The 6,891-nt window shown below is 59.4% G+C and carries 7 protein-coding genes; 5 read left to right on the plus strand and 2 right to left on the minus strand.

Going from position 1 to position 6,891, the window contains the following annotated elements; genetic code table 11:
- The first annotated feature begins 179 nt into the window (after positions 1 to 179).
- The 3 genes from WKW79_RS36535 (at position 180) to WKW79_RS36545 (ending at position 3,703) form a co-directional block, all read left to right on the plus strand.
- A complete protein-coding gene (locus tag WKW79_RS36535) occupies positions 180 to 1,238 on the plus strand; it encodes a pyrophosphatase (protein WP_340340118.1) in 1,059 nt (352 codons plus the stop codon).
- Positions 1,239 to 1,343: 105 nt separating this feature from the next.
- Positions 1,344 to 2,378 carry an IS630 family transposase gene (locus WKW79_RS36540; protein WP_340340119.1) on the plus strand — a complete coding sequence of 345 codons (1,035 nt, stop codon included), beginning with the start codon at positions 1,344 to 1,346 and terminating at the stop codon, positions 2,376 to 2,378.
- 137 nt (positions 2,379 to 2,515) lie between these two features.
- Positions 2,516 to 3,703, plus strand: coding sequence for a hypothetical protein (locus WKW79_RS36545; protein ID WP_340340120.1), 1,188 nt, complete (start codon positions 2,516 to 2,518; stop codon positions 3,701 to 3,703).
- A 23-nt stretch (positions 3,704 to 3,726) separates the two neighbouring features.
- On the opposite strand, the gene WKW79_RS36550 is transcribed toward WKW79_RS36545, so the two are convergent.
- The gene (locus tag WKW79_RS36550; protein WP_340340121.1) at positions 3,727 to 3,918 is read right to left on the minus strand and encodes a LysR substrate-binding domain-containing protein; all 192 of its coding nucleotides are present in this window, start codon (positions 3,916 to 3,918) and stop codon (positions 3,727 to 3,729) included.
- Between the two features lie 223 nt (positions 3,919 to 4,141).
- Positions 4,142 to 4,459, minus strand: coding sequence for a hypothetical protein (locus tag WKW79_RS36555; protein WP_340340122.1), 318 nt, complete (start codon positions 4,457 to 4,459; stop codon positions 4,142 to 4,144).
- 662 nt (positions 4,460 to 5,121) lie between these two features.
- On the opposite strand from WKW79_RS36555, the gene WKW79_RS36560 reads away from it, so the two are divergent.
- The gene (locus WKW79_RS36560; protein ID WP_340340123.1) at positions 5,122 to 5,709 is read left to right on the plus strand and encodes a TIR domain-containing protein; all 588 of its coding nucleotides are present in this window, start codon (positions 5,122 to 5,124) and stop codon (positions 5,707 to 5,709) included.
- A gap of 175 nt (positions 5,710 to 5,884) precedes the next feature.
- Positions 5,885 to 6,205, plus strand: a complete 321-nt coding sequence (locus WKW79_RS36565; protein WP_340340124.1) for a hypothetical protein — start codon at positions 5,885 to 5,887, stop codon at positions 6,203 to 6,205.
- Positions 6,206 to 6,891 lie beyond the last annotated feature (686 nt).

Raw genomic sequence — 6,891 nt, forward strand, 5'->3', positions numbered from 1 at the left:
CCGAAACTCTTCGAGCGTTGCGTGGTCGAGTGTGCGGCCGTCTCGTTTCATGCCTTTCGAGACTACCATCAATTGAATCTTTTGTCGCTTTAATTACGGACTGGTGAGTAAATGAATATCAGGAATGTGCCGCTCGGACTTACCGAGGACCTGCCGATAACCATGAGAAGTTCGAGTTCTTGCTTCTCGGCCTTTTTGGTGAGATTGGGAGCTTGCTCAGCGAGCTAAAGAAAAAGCAGCGAGACCACAACGCCTACGTGTCCTACGAGATTAGCTCGCAGGAAGAGACGGGCGACGTCCTCTGGTATCTGGCGAACATCGTTGGACATTGCGGCTTGACGCTGCAGGACATCGCCCGCCAATTTGCTGCCGGGGGTCACGTTCGTACCTTCAACGACCTGCAGCCTCAGAGTGCTCTCTTTCACGGTCCGGCAGACCCTTCGCACGTCCGGACGAGCCTCCTGCAACTCGCAGGCTCAGTTAGCGCCCTGATCCGGCGACAACGGGGCGCAGCGGACGGCGACGGAAGTGCATCACACCTGTCGGAGATTTTTGGACAACTTGTTGCATCCTCGATTGACGCGCAGATCGACCTCGGTCAGGCTGCGGTCGCAAATTTGTCAAAATCGTTGGCCCGATGGCCGCTTCGGCGGCACTGGGGAGAACTGTTAGACGCCCATGACCGCCCCACTGAGCAGCTGCCGCGGCTAATGCGCGTGCGCTTCGAAGAGCGGCGGATGAACTCAAGACTGTATGTAGTTCAGACGATCAACGGCGTGGACATCGGTGATCCACTGACCGACAACCGAGATGTGGAGGACGACTATCGCTTCCATGATGTGTTTCACCTTGCTTTTGCAGGCGTCCTTGGGTGGTCTCCCGTTCTAAGGTCGCTGCTCAAAGTCAGACGCACGAGCCGGCCGGAGACAAACGAGAACCAGGACGGTGCACGAGCGAAGATCACGGAGGAGGGGATCTCCAATTGGATTTTCGCGCACGGCTTGCGTCACCACGCCTTCGAGCACGTGGACAGCGTCGATTTCAACCTACTCAAATCGATAGCCGAAATGGTGAAGGGCTACGAGGTGGAGCGGCAGCCACCATGGGCGTGGGAGTACACGATCCTCGAGGCCTTCCGCGTATTTCGGTTTCTTCGACAGCATCGCGGCGGCTTGGTAACGGTGGACCTGGAGAATAGGAAGTTGGCCGTCTACTCAGAAGCGGAATCGAAGATTTGACTCAGTGGGCGAGATGGAGACGCCTAAGAGTGGGGGCGGCACGTGTTACTCACCAGTCCGTAATTAACGCGACAAAAGCGCGGGCCGGTGGTAATCTATTGAGCCATGAAACGAGACGGCCGCACACTCGACCATGCAACGCTGGAAGAATTTCGTTTGTTGGCGTTGCGCCGGGTTAAGGAGGGCGAGAAGCCGTCGGCCGTGGTGGCCTCGCTCGGGATGAACCGTACATCGATCTACCGGTGGCTCAAGGCGGCCTCCGGTCGAGGTCGAGGCGAACGTGCCCTGGCGTCCACGCCGGCGACGGGCCGGCCAGCCAAGCTCACCATCAAGCAGCAGGAGCAGGTGTTTCGTTGGATCAACGGACGCGACCCGCGGCAGCACGGACTGGACTTTGGCCTGTGGACGCGCCAGATAGCCGCCACCCTGATCGAGCAGAAGTTCGGCGTCAAACTGGGCGTCACGGCCGTGGGTAGGATGTTGGCGCGCTGGGGGCTGTCGCCACAGAAGCCCTTGCAGCGCGCCTACCAGCGCGATCCGCAAGCCATCGAGCGGTGGCAGAGCGAGACCTACCCCGGTATCGCTGCTGCTGCGAGGCAAACCGGGGCCGACGTCTATTTCTGGGACGAGTCGGGCTTTCGCGCCGACACGGTGCACGGCAAGACCTGGGCGGTGCGAGGCAAGACCCCAGTCATTGAACGCCCCGGGCAACGTCAGTCGATCTCCGCCGCATCGGCGGTGAACGCCAAGGGCGCGTTCTGGTTTGCCACCTACGAAGGCGCGCTGAATGCCGAATTGTTCATCGAGTTGCTCAAGCGCTTGATGAAGGGCCGTACCCGCGCACTTCACCTGGTGGTCGATGGCCTGCCGGCGCACAAGAAGGCGAACGTTCGCGAATACGTCGCTTCGACCAATGGCAAGCTCACCATGCACTTCCTGCCCGGCTACGCACCCGACCTGAACCCGGACGAGTTGGTGTGGAGTCATGTCAAGCGAACCGGCGTAGCCCGCAACCCGCTGCGTGCCGGCGAGAAACTGGCCATCCGAGTCGAGCAACAGCTGCGCCAAATGCAGAAAGACCGGCGACTCGTCCGATCATTCTTCCAGATGCCATCTGTCGCCTATATTACGGACTGCTGAGTAACTTCGTCCGCCGTGTCGAGGCAGAAGAGCCATGATGAATCGCGGGCGACCTCCTCGCGCTTACGATCGAGCGTACCGTATTTCGCGTGCCGCAGTTGGACGCCAAAGATAAGTAACTTCGAGACGAACCGCGAATGCCATTTTCGAGAAACATAGACGTCGACATCGACACGGGCAGCTGGGGGCGCAAGGCTGTTCCCGCATGGATCGGGACCAACGGGGTGCAGAGCGTCAACGTCACCAACGCGCTGCTGTTGCTTGGAGCGCTCACGACGCCGCATGCACTCTCGGCGGGATCGCCGGAGCGCTACTGGGCCTGTGTTCGATACTTCTCCGCGTTGACGTCCACGAACGATCTCCGGATCCAGTCGGCGTTTCTCGACTTGGACCCTCACCAGAAGGGCATCCTGAGCGACGACTTTGGGGTTGCCATCTCGACACAATGGCTGTCGGATCGAATGGGCGGCTTCGCGCGGATCTCGGACGGCAGGAAGTTTGCGATCAATAACGGTCTCAAGAAATCTGCGTCGAACATCGCCAAGGTTGGTCCAGGCAAGTGCCCCGATTTCGTCGTCACCGATCGAAGCGGAAAGTTCCACGTGCTCGAATGCAAAGGCACCCAGATTGGCGAACGGTCCCGCGACAAAGCTATGGAGAACGGTCTGCCTCAAAAGCGGGGAATTGCCTTCGGCCGACATGTCCTCGGCGAACGCCTCGTGGCTGGCCTGTCTTTGGTCGGCGAGGCGTCGAATGCAAAAACCAGCCTGAGGATCGTTGATCCGGTCTTTGCGCCTGTCTCAGAAGTGCCCAACGGCGACGCGCCTCGGGCCCGCGACATTCTTTCGCGACTCATGATGGCGTCCGCCTTGAACCTGGCGGGCTTTCCCCGCACTGCGTTCGAGATGTCTTGGCCCACCGGGTTCGCGGCGGATGCAACGGTTATCCCGTATCTCACCAAGTTCGAGAAGGAAGGCCTGAGCCAGTCTCGGCCTGAACGCACCGCAACGCTCAGGCAGGAGATTGCAACTGAGGTGCGCACTCGTCCTCCGCGGGGCCAAAACTTCGTGGTGCGCGAGGTTCGTCTGGAAATTCCCGCCATCGAGATCGAACCCGGTGTCGTGGCTACAACCGTCTTCCTAAGAAGGGGCGTCAATGCCCAGACGATTCTGCAACTCGGGCAGAACAACCTCGATTTTCAAGATGTCCTGGATGATCAGACCCCTCGCGGCGCCTCGGCAGTCGTCGAGTTCGCGAATGAACCTGCGAAGGCGCGACTGTCCTTCGCCGACAAGTTCTTTACGGAGATGGAGTTCCTGATCTGACTCGCGGCAGGTTCGCGCCCCGCTCACGGTACTTCGGACGAGGCGAACATTTCGACCACAAAGTCGATGAAGGCGCGCACCTTCGAAGCCAGATGTCGGTTCTCCGGATACATGGCAACCACCGGCTGAGGCGGCGCAACGAACCCGCTCAGCACGATCTCAAGGTTCTTGGTCTCGACTTCGCGCTCGACCATGTAGTCCCGGCAGTAGATCATGGCCTGATGCAGAGCCTGCTGGCCACCAAGATGCAGGCCGCAAAGAAGACGATCGCAAAAGTGCCGAGGAAGCCGGCGGGGAACAGGCCGAGATGACTAGGGTTGGCAGGATACCGGACGTTTTAGCGCCGCAACGCGAATCGCGGCAAGCAATTCCGCGCCGTCGCGCCACATCGCGCCCGCGTCGGCAGGCATTCTCAGGACCGCGCCGGTTTTCGTTCTCTCACTTCGCCAACTGCATTGCGGCCGAAAGCATGTTGCCCATCGGGGACATACTGATGCATTGGGCGTCGACGACGGCGGCAGTTGCCGCAGCTCCCGAAACGCGAGTGACGGAACGCTGCCCCGACTGAATGCCATATCCGACGACGACCGCGCCATCGGTGATTCTATTGCCATGGAAGACGACAGCTTTTTCGGCCTCGATTCGTCCGAGTGCGAGTGTGCCCTCATCGACGACAAGGAGGGTGGACCCATTCACAGTTTGGACGCGACCATTGAAGAATCCCGACTTGCCCTTCGTGCCGAGGCCGACCAGCATCGCGTTGGACTCTGGGGCGCGGCTATTGGCTGACATCCATTCGATGCAATCTTCCGCTTTAATGCGCTTCTCGCGAACGCCGTTGGCGCGCGCCTTTCGTGACTGCTCAGAGCACTGAGAGCCAAGCTGGTTCAGGTTCGCTGATCGCTGCGCGGACTTGATGTCGGAGCGACGGGTACCGTCCTGCAGGCGGCGGGACTCTGAGTCTCACTTGAGACGTGCCGTACTCATGCCGCGCGCCAAATATTTACTATCGCCTCCCTGCACCCTATTGAACCGCCCCGGGAACCCGAGCCCGACGTCACTGAACGCAACGAAACCGAGATCACCCCGATTTGGCTCTCGCCGTAGCAAGGTCGAGATGTCGGTTGCAGGCGAGATGCCGCCGGTGTGGCATCGCGCTCCGCCACAAAGACAGTCGCAGCATTTGTGATGCGGGCTGCGTAAGGAAACGCGGCCGTCAGGAACCCTCGGTGCCGCCTCCCTCGGCGACTGGGTCACTCCGGCGCGCCGCTCCCCCAGAGGATGCCCGTTGTCCGAAGCTCGCCCGATATCGATATTTGTTTGGTGCGGCACTTCACTCAAAAGCCTTGTGCTGCGAGGATTGCGGCAAAATCAACGAAGAAGAACTAACAGCCCACAGGCGTGGAGCGAGGGACAACGTGAGTTATCAGCCAAACAGCTTGGCAGAGTTGCTATACCCGACCGCCCGAGTGAGGCGGCGATGCTTCATCTCCTACCACCACGCGGACGAGTACGCTGTCCGCCGATTCATCGACACGTTCTCAAGTGAGGCGGAGGTCTTTACACACCGTGCGCTGGGAGTGGAGCTGGACCCAGACATCGTGAATAGCACCGACACCGACTACGTGATGCGCCGGATTCGCGAACGGTACATGTCGGGCACGTCGGTCACCATCGTCATGATCGGGCGTGAGACTTGGGGCCGCCGCTACGTAGACTGGGAGATTGCAGCCTCACTGCGCTCGTCATTCGGGGAACCCCCCAATGGCTTACTCGGGATTCACCTGCCGAACTACACTAGGGCAGCTGCGCCGTATCCGCCACGGCTTGACGCCAACCTCATCCCTGCAGGCTCCGCTAGGACGACTTGCTACGCGAGGTGGCACGACTACCCGAGAAGTGCGCACGAATTGCACGAAGCAATCGAGCAAGCGATATGGAGGAGAGACAACCTCTGGAATCTGATCGACAACTCCGCGCCGCGGTTCAACTACAACAGGAACTGATGATGAGCCCTTCGAGATCAAGATGATGAATAACATGACGGTGGAGCTATCTTTCGCGTGCCTAACTCGACCCAAATCTTGTACGCGATCTCCCGATGCGTACACCTGCTGAACGGATACGGCATGCCAAACGGGGAGCAGGCAATCATCTTTTTCAAGAATCTCACGCGTGTAGTTGACCAGCCGCGGCAGCGATGCTGGTGAACTGCCCGGGATGGTGTGGGCCGTGCAGGGCAGCTTGGGTGCCTTGCCCGCACAGATGTTGGCCGACACGAGCTACAAGGCCGAAGCCTTGTTCGAGGAGCTGGCGGGCTGCCAGTACGAGCTGGTAGTGGCCGTGGGCGAATCGTCGCGAAACGCTCTTCTGAAATCGTCGTCGCGCGGCGTTCAGCAGAGTACTAAATATGGGTCCATCGAAGTTGCTGCGGTGATGTTCGCAGGGCATGCGAATAACCAGGATGTCGGAACCTTATTGGCTAGGTGCAGCGCAAAGTAATCGATTGCATGCCAAGTTTACACCGAGCGGGTTGCGCGATCCGCTCACGTTATTGGACTGGAAGCATCAAAAGCCTTGTCAACGACGCCTTGATGACTGGCGTCTTCGACGCAAAGCAAATACGCTATAGCAATGGACAGCCGAAAAGGGAAAGATTGCCTCTGCGGCCCTCTCACTCGTGCCGCCACGGACTTAGCCTGCCAGCTCGATACCGCCCAAGTAGCCGCATGGAACCAGGCGAGCAATCGTTTGGTGTAGTCCATGGGCCTACCCGCAACAACACCAGTTGGAACGCGCCTCGCGCAATCACGTTCAGCTTGCGTTTTTAATTTTCCGGTGCATACGGCGGACGTCGTCGGCATTGATTGGCACTGTGATTTGCACATTGACGTGATGACGAAGGGGGCGTTGCTCATAACAAATCGGATCGCATGGAAACCACCACAGTCTGGGCACTTGTCGACGACTGCCGGAAGCGAAACTTCTTTCTGGCGTAGCGTCGTGACTGCGCTGCATGGTTGAGGTCGAGTTGTCCGTGTCGACTAGTACGGATCCCTCCGAAATTGCCGCAGGAGACCCCCCCGCGTCAGAATAGTTGTCGCCCCGATAGAACCAAGAACCTGGGGGCGGCGATGAAGGATGAGAGTGGCTCGATACGGACAAGCATTCAAGGACCGAGCGGTAGC

The organism is Variovorax robiniae, assembly GCF_037889955.1.
Classification (GTDB): domain Bacteria; phylum Pseudomonadota; class Gammaproteobacteria; order Burkholderiales; family Burkholderiaceae_C; genus Variovorax; species Variovorax robiniae.